Source organism: Brevibacillus sp. AF8 (assembly GCF_021270385.1).
GTDB lineage: Bacteria > Bacillota > Bacilli > Brevibacillales > Brevibacillaceae > Brevibacillus.
Map to the genome: position 1 here is coordinate 59996 of NZ_JAGQDN010000002.1, position 21607 is coordinate 81602.

The window sequence follows — 21607 nt, forward strand, 5'->3', positions numbered from 1 at the left end:
GTTGCTCTTTTGTTTTGCATCTGCTAGCCAAATGAGATGGTATAGCTGTCAAAATGGCACGTAAAATGTACTATTCCTGCTAACTTGTCAAGGAATTGCATGAGGGACGAAAGGAGGGAGAGAATGCTGGCTCTAGGTGTCATCTTATTGCTGTTTACCATTGGAGTTGCGATTGCCATTGGGTATCGGGCAAACGAAAGCGTCCGGCAATTTGATGAAAGCGCGCATGAGAGCTTTATCGGTTCCCAAGCAGAGAGGGAGGGATAACGAAATGCAGCAGGAAAAAGAACAGCAATTGCTCGAGGACAAGAGAGACCTGAACAAGTTTGGTTATGCGCAGGAATTACTGAGGGATATGGGTGGCTTTTCGAACTTTGCGATCTCATTTTCGATTATCTCTATTTTGACTGGTGCAGTATCCTTGTACGGGCATGGTTTACTGTATGGCGGTTCTGGCATGATGGGCTTCGGATGGACCTTGGTTGCGTTATTCGTCATCTTGATTGCAGCATCGATGTCTGAACTCGCATCTGCGATCCCTACAGCCGGAGCGTTGTATCACTGGGCAGCTATTTTAGGTAGCAAACGGTGGGGCTGGTACACAGCGTGGATCAATCTCATCGGCCAAATCGGGATTGTCGCGGGCATTGACTATTCGTTCTCTTTGTTCGCGGACCCGCTGCTCGCGAGTGCATTTGGTTATACCTCAACAGAAACGACCACATTAATTCTATTCGGGATTACACTCCTTTTACACGGTACGTTTAACCACATTGGAATTCGACTCGTTGCCCGGTTAAATGACTTCTCCGCTTGGTACCATATTGGCGTCGTCGTCATACTCGTCGGAAGCCTCGTCTTTTTCTCCCGTCATGATTTGCAACCGCTTGATTACCTCTTTCAAGTCGGTCAAACCTTTTCAGAAAAACCGTACGTGATTGCTTTTTTAATTGGGTTGTTACAGGCGCAGTGGACGTTTACTGGCTATGATGCATCGGCGCATACGATTGAAGAAACAATTAACCCCCGCGTTCGTGCTGCTTGGGGGATTTATACGTCTGTGGCCTTTTCCTTTATTTTTGGATTTATCATGCTTGCTTTTGTCACCTTATCTATCAAAAACGCAGCGGCTGCGAGTGAAGCGGAAAATGCATTTATTTATGTGATTAGCGAGGCATTAGGCGGCGCATTTGGTTCGGTGGTGCTGTGGCTGGTTACCTTTGCGATGTGGTTTTGTGGCTTGGCGTCGATTACTTCCTTTTCGCGAATGTTGTATGCGTTTTCACGTGACAAAGGAATGCCGTGGAGCCATCAGTGGGCAGAAATTTCGACCAAATACAGAACGCCGGCAAAAGCAATTTGGCTGGTTATCATTCTTTCCTTTGCGCTTGCCTTGTTCGATTACATCGTGAAAAGCATCAATCCGAACACGTCGTATACCACCTTGGCATTTCTTACAGCGGTAAGTGTCGTTGGGTTATATGTCGCTTACGGGATTCCGTTGTACCTCAAGCTCCGGGCGGAATCAAGAGGACTTTTTCAGCGGAAGCATTACGGTCCCTGGCATCTGGGGAACTGGAGTAAACCCATTAATGTGTTGAGCTTGATTTGGATCGTCTTCATCTCGATTATGATGGTGATTCCACCCAATCAGACAGCGGGGTATGCCTTGATAGTTATGTTTTTAGTGCTTCTCATCATGGATTTGGCTTATTACCGGAAGCATTTCAGGGGCCCGCAAGCTGCGCTGGGCAATTCGGAGGAAGACATTAAACGTCAGGAAGCAAAATTTCGGGACTCCTAATAGAAAAGAATTTCCGGTGCACGGAATGCGAAGAGCCTCCCTTATGTCAGTAATGGCATAGGGGCTTTTTTTCGCGAAGAACGGTTTTGCATAACGAATAAGGGCAATTTTCGAATTGCTTTCAAAAAAGCTCCCAATTTAGCAGTATAAATGTTTTTATTGTTCCAAATAGTATATTTTACATGGACATTGTCGATGGAAAATTCTAAAATAACAAATAAATAGACAGCAACAGATGTAGATTCGACAACTTTGTCCTTGTGGAATGGACATTTGTTATTTTCATCGTTCCGTGATAGAATTCACAAAACGATATTTTTTTTAGTTAAACTTAACTGACTCGGAAAATGTTGAGGAAGAAAGCAAAAAAAGGAGTGATTGTGTGAGTTTGGAAACGAAGAAATGGGCGGATGAGGTAGCTGAGCAGGTAATTTCATGGCGACGATATCTCCATCAGCATCCAGAATTGTCGTTTGAAGAGGAGAAGACGTCCCAATTTATTTACGAAACGTTGCAATCTTTCGGGAATTTAGAGCTTTCGCGGCCAACCAAAACGAGTGTGGTCGCTCGACTGATCGGATCACAGCCAGGAAAAGTTCTTGGCATTCGCGCTGACATTGATGCTCTCCCTATCCATGAAGAAAATGATGTGCCATATGCATCAGGCAAAGCTGGTGTGATGCACGCGTGCGGACATGACGGCCATACAGCAATGCTGTTGGGAGCCGCAAAAATTTTGTCCCAGTACAAGGATCAAATAAAAGGTGAGGTTCGTTTCTTCTTCCAGCATGCCGAGGAGTTGCCGCCGGGTGGGGCTGCTGAAATCGTAAGAGCTGGTGCAGCGGACGGTCTGGATTCGATTATCGGCATTCATTTGGCATCATACATGCCTGTCGGGAAATTTGGTGTTCTTTACGGGGCACTTACTTCATCGACAGATCGCTTTGATATCAAGATTCAAGGAAAAGGCGGGCACTCCTCGCAACCGGAAGCATCTGTTGACCCGATCGTCATTGGGGCACAGGTTATTACTGGCCTACAACAAATTGTATCCCGCAATGTGAGTGCGTTGGACAAGGTCGTTATTTCGGTGACGATGCTGAATGCTGGGACTGCTTATAACATCATTCCAGATTCGATGACACTGACGGGCTCCACACGCTGCTTCGATGCGGAGATTCGCAAAAATATACCGATGTGGATTGAACGAATTGTCAAAGGAATTACGGAAGCGCATGGCGCAAGTTATGAATTCACGTTCTCACATGGCTACACGTCCGTTGTCAACGACAAGCAGGTGACGAAGCTGATGGAGGATACCATCCGCGAGCGTTGGGGAGAAGAAGAGATTATTTACATTGATCCTTTGATGCCGGGTGAAGATTTCTCTGAGTATTTGAAAAAAGCTCCGGGCTGTTTTATTCAATTGGGTGCTGGCAATCCGGACAAGGGCTTTACGTATCCGCATCACCATCCACGCTTTGATTTTGATGAGGATGCAATGGTACGCGGTGTGGAGTTGTTTGTTCGGGCAGCTCAAAAAGTCGTCATGGAGTAGAGCGAGATAGAATGAGGGGGATGTCGTATGGCAGAGGCACGCGTCAATGAGTACAAGCTGCATTTTCTCGTACTGATTCTCGTCGCATTGACAGAATTTATCGGGACAAAAAAAATCAGTATTGGCATCGGGGTTATCGCTCTGTTTCCGATGCTTTACGCGCTCGTTTTAGGCGGGGCAATTAGTTGGCCCAAGTTCAAATTTTTGAGTGAAAAAGAAATGAACGTCGCAGCCAATATTTTGGGCGTTTCGTTTTTAATCTTTATTGCGAAGCTGGGAGCCAATATCGGTCCTGAGCTGCCTAAGCTACTCGGCTCTGGTGTATCCTTGATTGTTCAAGAAATGGGACACATTGTAGGGACAATCGCGCTTGGCCTGCCAATCGCATTGTGGCTGGGTCTGAAGCGCGAAGCAATTGGGGCGACTTATTCTCTCGACCGCGAACCAAACTTGGCGATTATTGTAGATAAGTTTGGAGCAAACTCTGCCGAAGCTCGCGGCGCGCTGGGCGTATATATTTGCGGAACTTTGTTTGGTGCCATTTATATGTCGATTCTTGCAAGTATTTTAGGAAGCAGCGGGTTGTTTCACCCGATTTCTCTGGCGATGGGAGCAGCAGTTGGTTCCGGTAGTATGATGGCTGCAGCAACAGGTTCATTGGCTGTTATTTTCCCGGAAGCGCAAAAAGACATTGCCTTTTATTCCGGAGCGGCAAACTTGATGATGAGTATCGTCGGAACGTACGTATGTATCTTCTTCTCCTTGCCGGTTACACAAAAGCTGTACGCATGGCTTGAGCCAATCATTGGACGCAAAGGCGCTTCTTCTGAAGCAGAAGGGGGGAGAAAAAGCGCATGAATCAAATCTTGACGATTTTTATCATTGGCTTCATTGCTCTTATCGGTAACTGGATCGGTTATAAAGTACCATTCATGGAATCTTTGCCAGGTATTTTGCTCTTGGCGGTCATTACGTTGATCGGAATGGGCTTTACTCGCATTCTGCCGTTCAAATCCCCCGTCATTGTTTGGATTTCTTTGTTTGCGATGCTTGCGACATCCCCGTTTTTTCCAGGGAATGAATATACGGCTGCTGCGATTGCCAAGATCAATCTGCTCGCACTGGCCACTCCGATTCTCGCCTATGCGGGTCTGTCTCTTGGAAAAGACGTTCATCTATTCAAACAGCTTAGCTGGCGTATCGTAGTGGTGTCTCTCGTCGTCTTTACCGGCACGTTCCTATTCGCTACGTTGTTTGCGGAGATTGTATTCAAGATTCAAGGCAAATTTTAACGAAACTGTTTTTGTGTTAGGGCCTCCGTGTGCTTCCATATGCCATGGAGGTTCTTTGCACATACAACTGTTAAATTTAGGAGTGGAGAGAGTATGATCATTGATGTAAGAAAGGTTACCTGGCAAAGAGATGAAACAACCATTTTGCGAGACATTGTCTGGCAAGTGCAAGACAAGGAGCATTGGTGTTTAGTCGGTTTAAACGGCTCTGGTAAAACCAGTCTGCTGAATATCATTTGTGGCTATGTATGGCCGACAAAGGGGGAGGTCAGTGTATTAGGCAATCTTTACGGAACAGTCGATTTGCGCGAGGTACGTAAATCAATCGGCTGGGTAAGCACGGCGCTGATGGCACAGCTTCACGAGCATGAAACCGCACTCCGTGTCGTCTTGAGTGGTCGAGAGGCAACCATCGGCTTGTATTCCGTTCCAGAGGAGGCAGACGTAGAGAAAGCGTCGGATTTACTTGATACATTTGGATGCCGTGCATTGAAAAACAGACGTTTTGCCGCTTTATCGCAAGGGGAGAGACAAAAAGTACTGATTGCGCGTGCGTTGATGGCTTCCCCTCAATTACTCATTCTGGACGAGCCTTGCACTGGACTGGACTTGCTTTCAAGAGAGCAGCTGTTGGCCATGATTGAACAAATCGCCAAACAGCCAAATGGGCCCACGCTCATTTATGTCACCCATCACATCGAAGAGATTTTGCCTTGCTTCACGCATACCTTACTGTTAAAAGCGGGAGAAGTAGACCAAGCTGGAAAAACAGATGAGGTCCTGACGGCTGAACGTCTGACAAGCTTTTTCGGCGTACCGGTTCACATTCAACGCTCGCAAGGAAGATCTTGGGTCAGCTTAGGGGAAGAGGCGAAAGTTTGATCGTGTAGGATAAGTTTGGGCACGAGTCAGCACGGTTGTGCATGATTGTGTATAATAGCAATAAGAAATTGTATCTGGGAGGAGAGGAGAGATGGAGGCATGAACAATGTGATTGCACCAATCACAGACTCCACCTGGGCGATCATCACCTATGAGGAAGCGTGGAATAGCTACGTGAACAGCTATGTGATCAAACAAGGGAATGCCTTTGTATTGATTGATTCTCACCAGCGCAAGCAACGCTCATTTTTTCAACAGGCGTTGGAAGAGATCGGGGTCAAGCCAGATCGAACGGAATATGTCTACTTCACTCATCGACATGCTGATCATATTGGAAATGCCGATATGTTCCCTTCTCGAAACAATTGGATTCACCTCGACGATTATTACGAACTGGACGATTTTTCACAGACGCTATTCGGCCATACGTTTACAGGTAGTGGGGGAGATCTGCCTTCTCTGCGTTTCCGACAGCTTTCCTTTCATACAGAAGGCTCCGTTGCCTTCTTTGATCCCCAGTCGAAAATATGCTTTGTTGGCGATCATTTATGTTTTGAAAACACAGAACTCGGCCAAATCGTTGGAGGAGAAGTGGACTGTCGGACAGCTTATCAAGAACACTTGAAGCAATGGGTAGCACGTGAACCAGAGCGAGCAGCGGAGTTTACGGAGGGCTTGGAGATTTTGCAGGATTGGCCCATTGAGTATTTAGCCACTGGTCATGGCCCTATTCTTCAAGGCGAAATCAAGGAGTTTTTGCAAGAGTTGATTGCGATTGCTCGTCCGTAACGAAAAAAGACTTGTGTGCCGCTCATTGCCGGCTTGCACAAGTCTTTTTGCATTACTTGCTGGAAGTTGTTGTTTCTTCTTCTTCCACTGATTTTTCTTTTTCTAAATCTTTATCCATGATTTGGACGTTATGCTTTTTATACAATTCATCGATCCATTTATCCATATTATTTCGTTTGTTTCTGGATTTTACTTTTTCGATCACTTTCGGGCGAGCTTGTTCAAATGTTCCCTCGAACTTATCTTTGTTTTTCTCATAGTATTCCTTGATTTGTTCTTCGGTGATCGGGTTATCCTTCTCGAACAGCTTGTCCCGTAGCATAACAGCGCGCACGCCTTCACGGAGCTCTTGCTCAGTCATTTGCTTTTCCTTCAAATACTCTTGGAATCTTTCTGGTGATCCCATTTTTTCTTTGACTGGGTTCACACGCGCATCGAGTTCTTGATCGGTTACAGTAACTCCTCGTGCAGCGCCTTCCTGTTTGTACAGCTCCAAGGTGATGATATCAGCCATGATACGCTTGCCAGCATCTTTTTTCATTTTGTCGTACAGTTGCTCTTGCGTGATCGTCACATTACCAATTTTGGCAACAGGGTTATCCGCAGAGAATGCAGAATCTTTTCCAGGTGTACAGCCCGCTACAGCGAGACCGAGTACAAGTGCTGAGGCAGCAAGTATAGATACATTGAATTTTTTCATGAAAAATACCTCGCTTTCTTGATAGTAATACGACTGTGCATAGAGCAGCGTTACGGGAAGCGGAAAATAAAAACCGCACACATAAAGCAATGTGCGGTCGTCAATCGATTAGCTGGCTTGTGTAGAGGCTTTTTTCCACTCTTCCAAGCGTTTTTCCAGTACGGTTTGATTCAGATCCAAAAGACTGGCTGATTTGTCCATCAATTGCTTCAGATGGGAAAGGGCTCGCTCATAATTTCCTTTGGCAGCTTCAATCTCTGCCAAGCAGAAGAGCTTCCAGTCTTTTGCCGATCGTTTGCTTGCGATCAGCTGGTAAGCTTCTATCGCACTCTCTACTTCACCCAGGCGGGCGTGCGAGCAGGCAATAAGAGCTAAGGAATCAATCATTCCCTGATCACGCTGGTAAATACGAAACGCCACTTCCAATGATTCGTTGTATCGTTCGGAGGAATAGTAGACGATCGCCAAGTTGTAAAACAAGTAGTGAATCATCGCTTGATTGAATAACGTTGGTCGTTCTTTGCAGACGTTGATTCCTTGAACGATATATTTTTCGGCCATTTCATAGTTGCCAAGCATGATTTCATGGGTTGATTTATCCAGCATAGCGACAGCACGGGAACGGTTCTTCCGATAGGAAGCCTCCAGCCAGCGCAATCGAATATTCAAACGACGTTTGAAAAGATTGGCCATGTACTGAAAGCGGAAGGGCCAGTGCAGGCGAATAAACATAACCAACAGCACAGCCGCAATCCCTGCCAGCGTCGATGTCAAATTAAAACTCAAATACTCCACGTAGTGACACCCTCTCTATTTACGCTGCATCTATTACCCCATCTTAGCACAGAACCTGTCCGCATGACAGAGCATTACCGCTATTTCGCCAATGGCAAGATATTCTCTTTTTTGGGGGTAGAGAGCTGCAGCGTTTTGACGTAATCGTCAGAAACGGTATAGAGCGTGTCGCCAATCGTAAGTATCCGTTTAATGTTACTGGAGCTGTCGTACCAGCCTTCGCCTGCTTTCGCAACATCTTCCTTCGACAGATGGGTGATCTGATCTTTCAGTTGAAATCCTTTTTGCAGATCAAGCCGATATACGTAGGCACCTTGGAAAGTAAAGTGGCCGTACTCGCGCATATCGTTTTTGGCTTTTTGTTCAGCTGTACGTTCGTGGACGGATACAGGGAAGGCTAGCAGATTTTTTTCTTTGGAGAACAGCAGAGCCTTGTGATTGTGCAATAGCTCGGAGTCCGTCCCCCTGTCCCCGATAACCGTCTTGAACTTTTCCTTCGGTTTGGTTACATCACTGACGTCAAAGAGGGCAATTTTCATCCCTTGGTAGTACGCCCAGTCTTTATCAGATTCTGCCTCTTTGCCAAAACCGATGATATGGTTTTCATCATACGGGTGTAAATAGTCGCTGTAACCTGGAATTTTCAGAGCACCCAGTACGCTTGGCGCAGAAGGCTTCTTCAGATCGAGAACGAACAGCGGATCGACTTTTTTGAAGGTGACCATGTAGACGCGATCTCCCATGAAACGGACAGAGTAAATGCGTTCTCCAGGAGCGATGCCTTCCAGCTTGCCGAATATCTCGAGTTTGTTGTTCAGTACATACAAATTGTTTTTGGACGTAAGCTCATCGTCTCGCCACATGTTCCCGCTCGTGGTGGCGATTCGGAAATAACCGTCGTTTTCATCCATAGAAAACTGATTCAGAATGCGTCCAGGCACCGACCCTTTTCCCGTATACTGAATGTCTCCCTTGTTCATGGCAAAACGATAAATGGTTGTATCAGACTCAATGGGAGGTGCAACGAAAGGAGTTGGTACTCCTTTTTGCTTAACGGCTACTGGCTGGGCGGCATTGTTCTGAGTGACGGCTACATACAGATTTTTGGTGGATGCATAGATGTTCTCGCCAGCGCCGAGATACGTATGCAGTGACATCTTTTCTTTCGAATCATCCAGATTCACGCCAGTGACGATCAAATACTCGGGACGAAAATGATCCGGGAAGTAACGAATCTCGCTGTAGGGAATGGTTTGGTATTGATTATCATGGGCGCTGTCTTTATACGTTGGGCCTGGCACTTCCGCTTTCTCTTGCAGAATACGATACGTATCCATGTAATGATTGGCTGTCACGTACAGGCTCGCGCCGATTTTGCGGGACGACATGTACTGGCCTTCCAGCTCCAGTTGACGAATGAGCCGAGGTTGTTTTTTGTCCGAAATATCGTAGATCATGGTTTTCACGGACTGCATGCTTTGGAAACGGGGGATGCCTCTTTTGGAAGCAGAACCAGGAGGATAAGAGATGTTCTCATCCGCTTGCCCGATGACGATGAGTCTCCGATCGTCTACGTACATTTCTTGCGGTACGAATTTTCCATTGTCATAGCTGATACGGCTTGCGACCTTCATCTCGGTGGCTGGATATGCTTTGATGATGCGTACCTCATCCTGCGTGGATTGATAAAGATAAGTTCCGTCTGATTTGACGATATCTGCTTCATCTACGCCCTGCACTTGTGTATTCGTTGTGGAAAAATCACCGCGAGCAGCGCCGCCGGAAGTGTCCGCTACTTTGTTGGCTGTGTTAGGTGCGGCTGCTGGCATAGCGGCAGTCGTTTCCAAGGTGCCGTAATGATAGCTGTCCAAGTCTGATGATTGGATGAGCTTTTTTAGCTCCGCATAGGAACCGACTACTGGCAACTCTTCTGTAGTTGCTGCGGCTTGAACGGCAGGCTCCGCAATTGTACCTGTTGTGAACAGGAAGGGTATAGCGGTCACCACCATCACGGAGGCGAGAAGCCCGGCAAATGTTCTTTTCATTTTAATCCCCCTCGTATCTGCTTCTTGCCAAAATTTGCTGTCGGTAATAAGACGACGCACGTTTACGGAATGTTTCACACACTCTTTGGGCAGCAATCTACGGACAGGTGGGGGAGCGTGTGCTATAATAATAGGCGGTTTATGCTACCATTTACACCACTACGTCAAAAGGGGCGTCATAGATGGAAAACTTGAAGCAAAGCATTCTGGAACTCATCACGGATACTTCTACGAATCTACCACCAGACGTGCGTCGTGCCGTCAATGCAGCTAAAGTGAAAGAGGATCTTGGCACTCGTGCAGCGCTGTCTTTGTCTACGATTGCGCAAAACGTCGTCATGGCAGAAGAAAATGTTTCTCCGATCTGTCAAGATACGGGGATGCCTACATTCGAAGTGAAAACTCCGGTTGGAGTCAACCAACTGATCATTAAACAAGCGATCAAAGAAATGATTGCAGAAGCAACCAAAACAGGTAAGCTGCGTTCCAACTCCGTAGATTCCTTGACGGGTGCAAACACAGGGGACAACCTCGGACCAGGTACGCCTGTCATTCACTTCGAGCAATGGGAAGAGAATGAAATCGAGATCAAGCTGATTCTCAAAGGCGGCGGCTGTGAGAACAAGAACATCCAGTACTCCCTGCCCTGTGAGCTCGAAGGCCTGGGCAAAGTGGGCCGCAACCTGGATGGTATCCGCAAGTGCATTTTGCATGCCGTCTACCAAGCGCAAGGACAAGGCTGTAGTGCCGGCTTCATCGGCGTAGGAATCGGTGGGGATCGCACCTCCGGTTATGCACTGGCGAAGCATCAATTGTTCCGCAAAGTGGACGATGTGAATCCAATTGCTGAACTTGCTGCTTTGGAAGACTACATCATGGAAACAGCGAACCAACTCGGAATCGGAACCATGGGCTTTGGTGGTAACTCGACTTTGCTCGGCTGCAAAATCGGCGTGGAAAACCGCCTGCCAGCAAGCTTTTTCGTATCCGTTGCGTACAACTGCTGGGCATTCCGCCGTCAAGGTGTTCGCCTGAATCCGGAGACTGGCGAAATTCTCCGTTATCTGTATAAAGATGAAGAAGTGGCGATGGACTTGTCCCCGGTAGCAGCTACGGACGATGCGGGCGAAAAACGCCGCGAGGTTGTTCTGGAAGCGCCAATCTCTGAAGAACAAATCCGCAGCCTGCGAGTGGGCGATGTGGTCATTATCAATGGTGAAATGCACACAGGACGCGACGCCCTGCATAGCTACCTGATGGATCATGACTGCCCAGTGGACCTGAACGGTGGCATCATCTACCATTGCGGTCCGGTCATGCTGAAGGACGAAGCAGGCGAGTGGCATGTAAAAGCGGCTGGCCCGACTACCTCCATTCGCGAGGAGCCTTACCAAGGCGAAATCATCAAGAAATTCGGAATCCGTGCCGTTATCGGAAAAGGCGGAATGGGTGCGAAAACCCTGAAAGCATTGAACGAGCATGGCGCTGTGTACTTAAATGCGATTGGTGGAGCGGCCCAGTATTACGCAGAATGCTTGGAAAAAGTAGAAGGTGTCGACTTCATGGAATTCGGTATTCCAGAAGCGATGTGGCACCTGCGCGTAAAAGGCTTCGCAGCAATCGTCACCATGGATGCTCATGGCAACAGCTTGCACGCGGATGTGGAAAAGTCTTCTGCAGAGAAATTGGCTCAGTTTGCAGCACCTGTATTTAAATAAGAAATGTAAAACACGAAAGCCTCTGGCGCACTTCACGTGCTCCCAGAGGCTTTTTTTTCAAACTAGGCGGAAGAGGAGAAGGAAATAGTCGGATAAATGATGAACTTTCGAGGAACTAACCACGATTGCGGACAGATGAATTTTCATTTTTGACAGGGGGGACAGGAATGAAATGGTTGATTGCTGATCGCGTCATTATCGGAGATGGAGAGCATGTAATCGAACAAGGCGCTGTCGGGATTGATGGGCGAGGAAAGATTGTAGCAGTAGGGACAGAAGCGGAGCTTACAGATTCCATTTCGGGAGGAGAAGTAAAGCGGTACAGCGGATGTTCCATTTTACCGGGTTTGATCGATTTACATGTTCACATCGGGTATTGGTGGAGCAAACCAGATTCCGCTGAGTATCGCAACAACGATGGACTCGTGGCGTTACTTGCGACAGCGAACTTGAAAGAAGCACTTTCTTTGGGGGTCACGACGATCCGCGATGTAGCAGCACCGGATGGATTGTGCAGTACACTGAAACTGGCAGCCAAGAACAAGTTCATTGTGTCCCCTCGTCTTTTTCAGGTTAACCAAGGGATTATTATGACCGGGGGGCACGGCTGGCAATTAGAGGGTGCCCTCAGAGAAGCAAACGGTCCGTGGGAAGTGCGCACAGCCGTTCGTGAACAAGTGAGAGCAGGTGCAGACTGGATCAAGCTCATGACGAGTCATCGTACACCAACGCCGGAGTTCACACAAGAGGAGTTGGATGCGGCGGTTGATGAATCTCATCGCTTGGGACGAAAATGCTGTGTGCATGCCTCGCTCCAACCGGCGATCCAGATGGCGATTGATGCGGGATTTGATACGATCGAGCATGCAACGTTTATGACCGTCGAACAGGCAGAACAGATGAAAGAAAAAGGACTCGTATGGGTACCGACCATGGTCACCTTCTTCCAGATTGCTGATTATTACAAGCATATTTGGAATGAGCAGCAACAGGCAAATCAAGGCATATTGAGCGAAGGGCTTATTGAGCAGGGAGCTTTTTTCATCGAATCGGAAAAGGCGTACCGGGAGAACTTCGCACGATTGATAAATACAGGTGTAAAGATCGCTACGGGTACGGATATTGTATTGGAAGGCTATCCGATTACACCTGTGGCAGAAGAGATTAAACTGATGGTGGAGCTGGGGATGGAGCCAATTCGGGCGATCCAGGCTGCTACTCAAAACGCTGCCGAGGTGCTGGATCAAGGAAGTAAGATTGGTACGTTAGCGCCAGGTTATTTTGCAGATTTGCTTGTGGTAAAAGGTGATCCATTACAAGAGATAGAGGTATTGAAGCAAGTAGAAGAAGTGTTACTTGAGGGTGCGACAGTCTATTCAAAGTGTTAATGGGGCTAAGCCTTGCACTTCCAGGTTTGTAACGGCGTTTGTACTGGGTGTTTGACTATTTTAAGCCAAAATGGGTATTGGTTTATTGCGCGTGTACCAGGGCGGGCATAGGTTAATAACGAATGATCACAGAAAAAAGGAGTGAGATTCGTGAACTATGTAGTCCGTTCGGGAGATACGCTGAACAGCATTGCGGCTCGTTTTGGTGTATCCGTTCAGGAATTGATCCGCGTGAATAATATCGCCTATCCTTACTACATTTACGTGGGGCAAAATTTGTACATCCCAATTACTCCGACACCAACTCCTGGTGGGGATGTCGAGCGTCGTTTGAATCGACTGGAGAACCGAGTAGATGCGCTGCGCGAAGACTATCGTAGGCTGGATAATCGAGTAGATCGATTGGAGAACCGTGTCACTCGTCTGGAGCGGGCCATTACGCCAACACAACCTCCGCGCCCACGTCCGACCGGCACGCCTCGTCCACGCTAAGCAGCTGGATAGAGGGACGAATAATTTTCCGCATTTCGCAATTTCCCCTTCGCCTGATCCTGCATAAAGTAATACGAGAGGATTAAGAGGAGGTGCGGCCATGCTAGGGTTAAATGGAAAAAACGTCCGACACCATTTCATGGGCGTCTATGGAAAAGTAGTGCAGATTCGAGAGCTGGTGGATGTGATCGACCAAGTTTTTGACTCTGTAAACAAAGTGGGCAATATAGGTAAGGCGATGCTTGGACCTCGTAAGGCAAGTGCCAAAAAGCTCGACAAGCTGAGATGAATGGCAAAACAAAAAAACCGCGTCCATCATGGAGGCGGTTTTTATTTTTAATTTCATCCGTTGTTCCTAGGGGCAGACTCTATCATCAGAATAACTCAACTGAAAGAAAAAGTCTACTCTTTTTTTGGGAAATCCCTTATATTTTTGGAGCTGTTATCAACTGACTTCAAAAAGGGGAGTGCGATGGAGATGGAAAAGGAAAAGCGTCGCGTAGACTTAGTCACGGGTGGAGTGCTGATGGGGTTAGTCTTGTCATCGTTGGATCAGACGATTGTCTCAACAGCCATGCCGACAATTACGAAAGAGCTGGGAGGTCTGTCTCTTTATAGCTGGGTGTTCGCCATTTATATGCTCACATCGACCACGAGCATGCCCATCTATGGGAAAATGGCAGACTTGTTTGGGCCGAGAAAAATGTATTTGATCGGGTTGTTTCTGTTTCTCTCAGGATCTCTTCTGTGCGGCATGGCGAATTCCATGACGGGTCTTATTGCAGCGAGAGGAATCCAAGGCTTGGGCGCCGGGGCATTAATGCCGGTTGCGTTCATTATTGTGGGTGAGCTGTATCCACCCGAAAAGAGGGGCAAATTTCAAGGGCTTTTCGGAGCTGTCTTTGCCATAACGAGTATACTCGGTCCCACCATTGGAGGAATTATCGTGGAGCATCTGTCATGGGGATGGATCTTCTTTATCAACCTTCCCATCGGTATCGCTTCCATTTTGATCATTGCCCTAGCCTTTCGAGATCAGCGGCAATATGATAAGAAGCCTGTCATCGACTGGTATGGGGCGACTAGCTTAAGTACAGCCATCATTCTCATCTTGTTGTCCCTTGTCATGGAGAGCAGGGAATACAAGATCGGGTTAGGGGGTGCGGGCATCTTATTTCTCGGTCTGTTCATCTGGATTGAAACCAAAGCAAAGGAGCCCCTGCTTCCGTTGTCCCTATTCCGCATTCCGGCCATTGGATATGGCAACCTCGCAGGATTCTTTGTGAGTGCCGCTTTGTTTGGGGCAATCGCATACATCCCTTTGTTCGTCCAAGAGGTACGCGGTGCGAGTCCGTCAGAGGCTGGTTTCCTTTTAGTGCCACTCATGCTGTCCGCAGCGATTTCTTCGACGCTTGGGGGAAGATGGATGGCAAAAGCTTCATTTCGGGCGATTCTGATTCCCAGCTTGCTCATCATGGCGACAGGCTTTTTCCTTCTGAGCACGATGGATGTAGGGACAACCAACACACAGCTCGTCAGCTACCTGATTGTCACAGGTCTAGGCATGGGGACGATCTATCCGGCACTCGGTACAGCAGCACATAGCGCTGTAAAACCGCAAGATCGAGGTGTTGCCATGTCGACATCGCAATTATTTCGTTCCATCGGGGGGACGATTGGAGTTAGCGTGTTGGGGAGCATCGTAGAATGGCGGATGCGGGAAGGTCTGGTGTTTAGCGAAGCTTTGCACGACGTCTTTATCACTGGCTTGTTTCTGATTGGAATCAGTTTGATAGCCAGTATCCGACTTGGTAATACTCGCTTGCTCGACAAAGAACCCCGCCATTCGCATTCATCAAATAGCGGGGTTCCCAAACAATAGGATTACGGTTTTTTATTCATACCTTCCATTGCCATCCGAACCATCTCTCTGACCATACTGCCGCCCAAGCGTCCTCCGATTCGACCAGCATCGTGAGAGGTTAACTGTCCATTGTAGCCGGGATGCAATGGAACATGAATTTCTTCTGCGACCTCGAATTTGGCCTGCGCGGGATCAGCAACATCTGCAACCTGCGCTTTTAGGGCGTCCAGCCCTTTTCTCGCCTCGGGTACGAGAGGGCGTTTGCGTCTGCTCATGATAGATCACCTCACGCCCTAGTGTGCCCCATTAAACGAGTGCTTTGCGCAGAGTAAAATCAGTCTCCTGATAGTAAGTATTAGCAACGAGCAGGTTCGGTCCTGCACATCCAGCAGCAGGGCAGAAGCAATTGATCTTCTGATTCAGCGTGTGTTCTTGCCATTTTTCAAACATCGACTGGAGCTGATGGGTTTGAATATTGCCCAATGGCTCTACATCCCCGAAATCGGTCACGATGACATCGCCGGTGAAAATGTTGATGTTTAGACGATTGCGACCATCTGGATCATTGCGAGTCGTCACATTTTTCGCAGAGCGCAGTCTGCTGATCAATTCTCTGTCTGCTGCTTCAGGACTACAAGCGAAAAACGGAAGTGTCCCGAAAAGCATCCACAAATCTTCATTGCGCACATCGAGCATCCGGTGAATGGCTTGACGGAGCTCATCGAGTGAAAGGACATCCAGATCACGGGCAAAATCACTCGCGTACATCGGGTGTACCTCATGTCGTTTGCTGCCCATCTCCTGAATTTGACGATGGAGGGTATCGAGCTTTGTCCATGTGCGATGATTCAGCATCGTTTCAGCTGAGACAAAAACACCTGCTTCCGAGAGTTTGCGGGCATTTTCCATCATCTCATGAAATTGTGCTTCCGCTCTTTTGATTGAAACCGGCTGCCGTGCTTTTGCGTAAACAATATCATGGAATTCTTCGGGAGTAGACCAATTCCACGAAATATGCATGACATCGATGTAAGGCAGGATCAATTCATAGCGAGAATAAGGCATAGACATGTTGGAGTTGATTTGCGTCCGCAGCCCGCGATCTGCTGCATATTGTAGAATAGGCGCGATCACAGTTTTCACGGTGCGCTCGCTGTACATCGGTTCTCCGCCTGTTATACTGATAGTAAGCAGATCTTTTGCTTCATCGAGACGACGGAGTATGAGATCAACTGGGAGAGCGGGATCGTCTTTGTATCGCAATGTATCACCAACCGCGCAATGCTCACAGCGGAGATTGCACAGATTCGTTACAGTAAACTCGACGCTGGTAAGTTTATAGGCGGGGGGTGTCGCATTGAACAACGGCTCCCATGGATCGTGTAAAGGTGTTAATGGTGTATTTGGAACCATGCGGATCAATTGTGAAACCTCCTTCATTCTGCGTACAACTCAACCTATTATAACGACATTAGGGCGGAAGGAGAATAGCTAACGACATGATTATGGGGATGTCTTTTGGACGCGGTGTGCTTTTTCATGATCGAAATGTGCTGGCTTGCGCGGAAGTAAAAGACGGCGTGATTCACATGTGGGCGGAAAAAATCACATTGAAAACGATAGGGAAGCTCTGGTATCGAATCTTCTTCTCCTTTCCTTGGTACTATCAATTGTTTCACTTCCTTCTTGCTGGTTATGTACTGGCGGCGATCATAAAGCCTGACTGGGCCATCATCGATCCAATGTGGGTAGCTGTATACATCGCAGGCTTTCACTTCGTTTTTCCGAAAATGATGAAAAAATTTCACGGTGCAGAACATAAAGTGTTTAGCTATGGAGGGAAGAAATCGTTAGCAGCACTGAAAGAGATTCAACGGGCAAATATCGTGAATGACGGTTGCTCGACGAATCTGGTCGTGTGGTTTTTTACGGGGTTCATTTTGTCTGTATTCTTCTTACCCTTGGAATGGAGCGTCGCATGCGGGGGAGCAGGACTGCTTGTTGGTATGCTCGGGGATCGCTACGTGCGTAAATATTTCGGTTTTCTTTACAAGCTGTCGGCTTTCTTTCAAAAATACAGCACGACCAAAGAACCGGATCGGATTCATTTAGAGACAGCGATTCGCTCGTATATGCTATTTGAGCACATTCGCGAGGTGGATCGATTGCAGAATGCTTCGTAAGGAAAAAGCGGTGTTTCCACTATGGATACGCCGCTTTTTTTGTTCCATCACAGGGTCCTAATTCTTCCTTTTTTTCTATTCCCGTTCGAGCGGGCTTTCTTCCAGTTGGCGATACGTCTTTCCTTTATCCACATACGATTGGCGAATGCGTACGAATTCTTTCAGGTCTGCCTCGTTGAGTTCACGTTTTACTTTTGCTGGGTTGCCAACAACAAGCGAGCGAGGTGGCACCTTCATGCCTGGAGGAACGAGTGCACCCGCAGCAACCATCGCTTCTTCTCCGATTTCCGCACCATCCAGCACAATCGCGCCCATTCCAATCAATGCGCCCCGACGTACCACGCAGCTATGTAAAACAGCGTTATGTCCTACAGTCACCTCGTCTTCAAGGATCAACGGGTTGTTCGGGCTTTGATGCAGGGTGCTGTTGTCTTGGACACTGACGCGTTTTCCAATGACGGTCGGAGCGATGTCCCCGCGGATGACGGTGTTGTACCAAATAGAAGAATCCTCGCCAATTTCGACATCGCCAGAAACGACGGAGCCTTTTGCAAGAAAAACCGTAGGGTGAATCTTCGGTTGGATGTTTTCAAATGATAAGAGCAGCATAGTTACCTCCTAATCAATGAGTAAGCGAGCAATCTGTTTGCATTGGGCGCGGATGGAAAATGGAGAAGCGGCCAGTTGCAGGATCGCAGTCGATGACCGTCCCGGAGAGCTTGTCAATCTCATGTGTTTGATAAAAGAAACGAATCCCACTTATTTCTTGGTCGAGATCATGTTTGTCCGCTTCCGTAATGGCGATGCTATATGTATAGCTGCCACAACCCGTCGTAGTCGGGACGAGTCTGATTCCGAGCTGTTCAGCATCCGATTCCTCCGCGATCATTTGTGCAAGACGTACTGCCGCAGTTGGAGTAATGGTTATCATCGTCCTACCTCCTTGTACCATTTCTATTGTACTACAAATGACCCTTCCAAATCCTGCTTGTTGACCATGTAGGAGGCATGTGATAGAGTAAATGTTACTGATTCTGATGTGCAGGAAATGTGGGTAGTCGCTGCCGCAATCGTTTCGATGATTGGCGGTAGAGGAAAGTCCAGGCTCGCCCAGGCTGAGATGCCTGGAGTGTTCGTACCTGGTGCAAGCCAGGGCAGTGAGGTGCTGAGCCTTGCTGACGGCGTGGAAAGGGCTCTCTCTGAGGCCCGAGTACGCTGAAAGTGCCACAGAAACGTAGCTTTTCTGGCGACAGAAAAGATGGAACGCGGTAAACCCTGCGAGCGAGAAACCCAAATTAGGTAGGGGAACCGTCCTGAAGGAATCAAACGGAAAGGACGGATGGTATCTTCGGATGCCATAGATAGATGGCTACCGCTCTTGGTGCGAGGGATTGCCCCGCTTGAAGCACGGGAGAGACAGAACCTGGCTTATAGCATTTCCTGCTGGAATGAAACGTAAAACCACCTGATCTCAGGTGGTTTTTTTACGTTCTGCGAAATATCGTGAACCCGCTACCTATCAATGTTTGAGGAACAGTGGAATGATTTACCGTAAACAAGCTCTGAAACTTTTTCGGAAATCGTGTCGTCTAAAAAGAGCGTTCAGCCGAAGAAAACAGTTCTACTGTGGACTATTCCATCATTTCTTCAAATGGGAGTGTCTGCTGGAGAGAATGAACTGATATCACTGTTATATTGATGGAGGGGTTTATTTTGCAAAAAGAAAAGAATCGAGCAAGCAAGGATCTCAAAAAATTATTGGCGACAGCGGTTCTGGCAGGCTCGCTTGCATTGCCGGGTACCGGATGGGCTGCTACGGCACTGCCATTCTCCGACATCGGGGGAAATGTGAACAAAGACGCGATTCTGAAATTGAATTATGCGGGTGTTCTGAAAGGTTATACCGATGGCACATTCAAACCGTATAAAGAAGTGACGAGAGCAGAGTTCGCCAAAGTTGCGGTCCTGGCACTCGGATACACAGATGCGCAAGCAAAGCTTCTGCAAGGAAAGACTGTATTTAAAGATCTGCCAGCAGATCATTGGGCAACAGGATACATTAATCTTGCGGTATCCCAAGGCATCATCAAGGGATATCCAGATGGAACCTTCAAACCGAACAACAATGTAAAAATTGCGGAAGCGTTGACTGTTTACGTTCAAGGCTTGAAGATTGACGTTCGTCCATCAGCCTCTAGCGAGTGGTACATCCCGTACTTGCTGGAAGCGGACAGAGCAGGTATTTACGATGCAAAGGAAACGCCGACAGCAGCAGCTCCGCGTGATATCGTCGCGAAGTACACGGATCGTTTTATGGAGACGCCTGTATACGCAAACGGCGCATACTACGACAAAGATGGCAATGCAAAAGGAACCAATCAGAAGTTGCAAGTAGTGAAGGGCGCAGTCGCTTCTTATGACAAGTCTGGCAAAAAGCTGAAACTAGTCGGACAAAACAAAGAAATCGAATTGGCTGATTCCGCGCAAGTATACGGCAATCTGGTCGTAGGCGCGCAAGTGGAATACATCACGAAAAACGGGCGAGTGGCTTTCCTCACTGTTGTTACTTCTGACTCCGAAATCGTGGAAGGAATCGTGAAGACTGGCCTTAATTTTACAACGGCTGTAGGCGATGAGAAGAAATTCAAGGCAATCGTCAATGGTAGAGAAGTCGTATTGGAAGTAGAAGATGGCGTGAATGTAAGCCGTTCTCACATCGGTCAAAAGTTTGTGGCAGTCGTTGGAGACAATGGCAAGATCAAGTCCATCACGATCAGCGATAACACGACAAAAGGAATTGTGGAAAAAGTATCTTCCGTGAGCGGTTCCAACTCGAAGAAAGAGCTGAGAGTAGACGGCACGACCTACACGCTGGATTCCAAAGCAACGATCAAAGGTAAGGCGCATCCAGAGGCAAAAGCAACAAGTGCTTCGTTCTCTGACATCGAAAAAGATGACTTGGTCGAGCTGACACTCAATGTGGACGGCAAGGTATCTGAGCTTGTTTACACGAAGCTGAGCTACACAGATACGATCACCGTTGATACAGACAAAAATCTGATTCGCGCTGGCGGCGTCAATTACGAGGTGCATGAAGATACAGAGTTGTTCGTAGACGAAGACGAAGTAGATGAGCTGGATGAGTTGACGAGTGGCCAAATTGCAGTGCTTTCGTTTGACAAAAATGGAAATCTGGTAAAAGTAGAGCAGGGCGTAGGGGCAGCTACGAACAAGCTGGTCTCAGACACAACTGCGTATGCACCTGGTAAACTGGCAACAGTGAAAATCGACGGGAAAATCTATGACATCTTGACCAATGCGAAGCTGACTGTCGATGGCAGCTCCGTATCTCCAACAACGATTAAAACCGATCAGTTCAATGACCACCGTATTCTTACGTGGAAATACAACGTCGGCACGAATGACATTGTGGAGCTGGCTTTGGAAAAGCAAACCGTAAAAGGATACGTGACGAAAAAATCCGGCTCCAAAATTACCGTGAACGGGAAAGTGTATGAGCTCTTGTCCGGTGTAACGATTGACAGCGATGCAGCATCCAACGACAAAGAGTACACGCTGACACTCAACAACGCTGGCAAAGTAAAAGCCATTACAGGTGCGCCTAGAAAAGTAAGCGGCGTGGTTGACTCTGTTGAAGTCCGTAACGATGACGGCAAGGTGACCTCCTCGAAGGTAGAGGTTAATGGTAAGACGTACGATGTAACGGATGAGGATGCGATTGAAGACGTCGATCAATTCGAGTACGTAACATTGACCCTTGATCGTGATGGCGATGTCATTGCTGCTTCCGTCAGTGGAAAGCTGGCGAAGGAAAACGTGCGTTTCGTCGGAATTGAATCCCGTGTGAACAAAGACAAATACGTATTCTTCGATGACGTATCGACGAGCTTGAAGATGACAGAAGATGCAAAGATCAAATACTACAACGGTAATGACTTGAAAGAAAGCGATCTTTCCTCCAAGGACAAAGTGGATTTGTGGACAAATGATCAAGGTCATGTCTATGCCATTGTCGTAGCAAAACGATAAGAAAATAGAAAAAGGCGATCTCTTGCTCGATTCGAGAAGGGGTCGCC

At 47.6% G+C, this 21607-nt stretch carries 21 protein-coding genes and 1 other RNA gene; 15 read left to right on the plus strand and 7 right to left on the minus strand.

What is annotated here, in order from left to right; translation table 11 throughout:
- Positions 1 to 123: 123 nt before the first annotated feature.
- The 7 genes from KB186_RS03350 (at position 124) to KB186_RS03380 (ending at position 6325) form a co-directional block, all read left to right on the plus strand.
- Entirely contained in the window at positions 124 to 267 is a 144-nt protein-coding gene (locus KB186_RS03350; protein WP_007724273.1) for a hypothetical protein, read from the plus strand.
- A 4-nt stretch (positions 268 to 271) separates the two neighbouring features.
- On the plus strand, positions 272 to 1804 hold the full coding sequence (locus KB186_RS03355) for an amino acid permease (protein ID WP_173609759.1): 1533 nt from the start codon (positions 272 to 274) through the stop codon (positions 1802 to 1804).
- A gap of 382 nt (positions 1805 to 2186) precedes the next feature.
- Positions 2187 to 3362 carry an amidohydrolase gene (locus KB186_RS03360; protein WP_173609758.1) on the plus strand — a complete coding sequence of 392 codons (1176 nt, stop codon included), beginning with the start codon at positions 2187 to 2189 and terminating at the stop codon, positions 3360 to 3362.
- Between the two features lie 27 nt (positions 3363 to 3389).
- Positions 3390 to 4220: a DUF3100 domain-containing protein gene (locus KB186_RS03365; protein WP_221867220.1), complete on the plus strand. Its 831-nt coding sequence runs from the start codon at positions 3390 to 3392 to the stop codon at positions 4218 to 4220.
- Positions 4217 to 4654, plus strand: coding sequence for a hypothetical protein (locus KB186_RS03370; RefSeq protein WP_048032367.1), 438 nt, complete (start codon positions 4217 to 4219; stop codon positions 4652 to 4654). The genes KB186_RS03365 and KB186_RS03370 overlap by 4 nt, the downstream gene beginning before the upstream one ends.
- A gap of 93 nt (positions 4655 to 4747) precedes the next feature.
- A complete protein-coding gene (locus KB186_RS03375) occupies positions 4748 to 5536 on the plus strand; it encodes an ABC transporter ATP-binding protein (protein ID WP_173609756.1) in 789 nt (262 codons plus the stop codon).
- 99 nt (positions 5537 to 5635) lie between these two features.
- Positions 5636 to 6325, plus strand: coding sequence for an MBL fold metallo-hydrolase (locus tag KB186_RS03380; protein ID WP_173609755.1), 690 nt, complete (start codon positions 5636 to 5638; stop codon positions 6323 to 6325).
- A 52-nt stretch (positions 6326 to 6377) separates the two neighbouring features.
- On the opposite strand, the gene KB186_RS03385 is transcribed toward KB186_RS03380, so the two are convergent.
- From KB186_RS03385 to KB186_RS03395, 3 genes are all read right to left on the minus strand, one after another.
- A complete protein-coding gene (locus tag KB186_RS03385) occupies positions 6378 to 7025 on the minus strand; it encodes a SurA N-terminal domain-containing protein (RefSeq protein WP_232773105.1) in 648 nt (215 codons plus the stop codon).
- Positions 7026 to 7133: 108 nt separating this feature from the next.
- A complete protein-coding gene (locus KB186_RS03390) occupies positions 7134 to 7820 on the minus strand; it encodes a tetratricopeptide repeat protein (protein ID WP_173609753.1) in 687 nt (228 codons plus the stop codon).
- 80 nt (positions 7821 to 7900) lie between these two features.
- Positions 7901 to 9865 carry a beta-propeller domain-containing protein gene (locus tag KB186_RS03395; RefSeq protein ID WP_232773106.1) on the minus strand — a complete coding sequence of 655 codons (1965 nt, stop codon included), beginning with the start codon at positions 9863 to 9865 and terminating at the stop codon, positions 7901 to 7903.
- Positions 9866 to 10047: 182 nt separating this feature from the next.
- Between KB186_RS03395 and KB186_RS03400 the strand changes: the two genes are divergently transcribed.
- The 5 genes from KB186_RS03400 to KB186_RS03420 all read left to right on the plus strand — a co-directional run bounded on the left by KB186_RS03400 (position 10048) and on the right by KB186_RS03420 (position 15345).
- A complete protein-coding gene (locus KB186_RS03400; protein WP_173609751.1) occupies positions 10048 to 11583 on the plus strand; it encodes a fumarate hydratase in 1536 nt (511 codons plus the stop codon).
- A gap of 167 nt (positions 11584 to 11750) precedes the next feature.
- Positions 11751 to 12971, plus strand: a complete 1221-nt coding sequence (locus tag KB186_RS03405) for a metal-dependent hydrolase family protein (RefSeq protein WP_232773107.1) — start codon at positions 11751 to 11753, stop codon at positions 12969 to 12971.
- Between the two features lie 150 nt (positions 12972 to 13121).
- On the plus strand, positions 13122 to 13463 hold the full coding sequence (locus KB186_RS03410; RefSeq protein ID WP_221867216.1) for a LysM peptidoglycan-binding domain-containing protein: 342 nt from the start codon (positions 13122 to 13124) through the stop codon (positions 13461 to 13463).
- 100 nt (positions 13464 to 13563) lie between these two features.
- Positions 13564 to 13752: a hypothetical protein gene (locus KB186_RS03415; protein ID WP_017247839.1), complete on the plus strand. Its 189-nt coding sequence runs from the start codon at positions 13564 to 13566 to the stop codon at positions 13750 to 13752.
- 183 nt (positions 13753 to 13935) lie between these two features.
- The gene (locus KB186_RS03420; protein ID WP_232773108.1) at positions 13936 to 15345 is read left to right on the plus strand and encodes an MDR family MFS transporter; all 1410 of its coding nucleotides are present in this window, start codon (positions 13936 to 13938) and stop codon (positions 15343 to 15345) included.
- A 2-nt stretch (positions 15346 to 15347) separates the two neighbouring features.
- On the opposite strand, the gene KB186_RS03425 is transcribed toward KB186_RS03420, so the two are convergent.
- Positions 15348 to 15602 carry an alpha/beta-type small acid-soluble spore protein gene (locus tag KB186_RS03425; protein WP_173609747.1) on the minus strand — a complete coding sequence of 85 codons (255 nt, stop codon included), beginning with the start codon at positions 15600 to 15602 and terminating at the stop codon, positions 15348 to 15350.
- Between the two features lie 31 nt (positions 15603 to 15633).
- Complete coding sequence (gene yfkAB, locus KB186_RS03430) at positions 15634 to 16749, minus strand: radical SAM/CxCxxxxC motif protein YfkAB (protein WP_232773109.1); 1116 nt, start codon at positions 16747 to 16749, stop codon at positions 15634 to 15636.
- A gap of 77 nt (positions 16750 to 16826) precedes the next feature.
- On the opposite strand from yfkAB, the gene KB186_RS03435 reads away from it, so the two are divergent.
- The gene (locus KB186_RS03435; protein ID WP_221867213.1) at positions 16827 to 17510 is read left to right on the plus strand and encodes a DUF1385 domain-containing protein; all 684 of its coding nucleotides are present in this window, start codon (positions 16827 to 16829) and stop codon (positions 17508 to 17510) included.
- 75 nt (positions 17511 to 17585) lie between these two features.
- Here the strand turns inward: KB186_RS03435 and KB186_RS03440 are convergent, their stop codons facing one another.
- Both KB186_RS03440 and KB186_RS03445 read right to left on the minus strand, forming a co-directional pair.
- On the minus strand, positions 17586 to 18119 hold the full coding sequence (locus KB186_RS03440; RefSeq protein ID WP_221867212.1) for a gamma carbonic anhydrase: 534 nt from the start codon (positions 18117 to 18119) through the stop codon (positions 17586 to 17588).
- Positions 18120 to 18132: 13 nt separating this feature from the next.
- Positions 18133 to 18441, minus strand: a complete 309-nt coding sequence (locus KB186_RS03445; protein WP_106782299.1) for an iron-sulfur cluster biosynthesis family protein — start codon at positions 18439 to 18441, stop codon at positions 18133 to 18135.
- Positions 18442 to 18556: 115 nt separating this feature from the next.
- Between KB186_RS03445 and rnpB the strand changes: the two genes are divergently transcribed.
- Together rnpB and KB186_RS03455 are read left to right on the plus strand one after the other, a co-directional pair.
- Positions 18557 to 18946, plus strand: an RNA gene (gene rnpB / locus KB186_RS03450) — RNase P RNA component class B.
- A 277-nt stretch (positions 18947 to 19223) separates the two neighbouring features.
- Complete coding sequence (locus tag KB186_RS03455) at positions 19224 to 21560, plus strand: S-layer homology domain-containing protein (RefSeq protein ID WP_232773110.1); 2337 nt, start codon at positions 19224 to 19226, stop codon at positions 21558 to 21560.
- Positions 21561 to 21607: the final 47 nt, after the last annotated feature.

Coding starts and splice junctions, on each gene's coding strand:
- KB186_RS03400 (WP_173609751.1), top strand. CDS start 10,048: ATGGAAAACTTGAAGCAAAGCATTCTGGAACTCATCACGGATACTTCT.
- KB186_RS03375 (WP_173609756.1), top strand. CDS start 4,748: ATGATCATTGATGTAAGAAAGGTTACCTGGCAAAGAGATGAAACAACC.
- KB186_RS03445 (WP_106782299.1), bottom strand. CDS start 18,441: ATGATAACCATTACTCCAACTGCGGCAGTACGTCTTGCACAAATGATC.
- KB186_RS03435 (WP_221867213.1), top strand. CDS start 16,827: ATGATTATGGGGATGTCTTTTGGACGCGGTGTGCTTTTTCATGATCGA.
- KB186_RS03440 (WP_221867212.1), bottom strand. CDS start 18,119: ATGCTGCTCTTATCATTTGAAAACATCCAACCGAAGATTCACCCTACG.
- KB186_RS03365 (WP_221867220.1), top strand. CDS start 3,390: ATGGCAGAGGCACGCGTCAATGAGTACAAGCTGCATTTTCTCGTACTG.
- KB186_RS03395 (WP_232773106.1), bottom strand. CDS start 9,865: ATGAAAAGAACATTTGCCGGGCTTCTCGCCTCCGTGATGGTGGTGACC.
- KB186_RS03405 (WP_232773107.1), top strand. CDS start 11,751: ATGAAATGGTTGATTGCTGATCGCGTCATTATCGGAGATGGAGAGCAT.
- KB186_RS03355 (WP_173609759.1), top strand. CDS start 272: ATGCAGCAGGAAAAAGAACAGCAATTGCTCGAGGACAAGAGAGACCTG.
- KB186_RS03380 (WP_173609755.1), top strand. CDS start 5,636: ATGAACAATGTGATTGCACCAATCACAGACTCCACCTGGGCGATCATC.
- KB186_RS03425 (WP_173609747.1), bottom strand. CDS start 15,602: ATGAGCAGACGCAAACGCCCTCTCGTACCCGAGGCGAGAAAAGGGCTG.
- KB186_RS03415 (WP_017247839.1), top strand. CDS start 13,564: ATGCTAGGGTTAAATGGAAAAAACGTCCGACACCATTTCATGGGCGTC.
- KB186_RS03350 (WP_007724273.1), top strand. CDS start 124: ATGCTGGCTCTAGGTGTCATCTTATTGCTGTTTACCATTGGAGTTGCG.
- KB186_RS03385 (WP_232773105.1), bottom strand. CDS start 7,025: ATGAAAAAATTCAATGTATCTATACTTGCTGCCTCAGCACTTGTACTC.
- KB186_RS03420 (WP_232773108.1), top strand. CDS start 13,936: ATGGAGATGGAAAAGGAAAAGCGTCGCGTAGACTTAGTCACGGGTGGA.
- KB186_RS03370 (WP_048032367.1), top strand. CDS start 4,217: ATGAATCAAATCTTGACGATTTTTATCATTGGCTTCATTGCTCTTATC.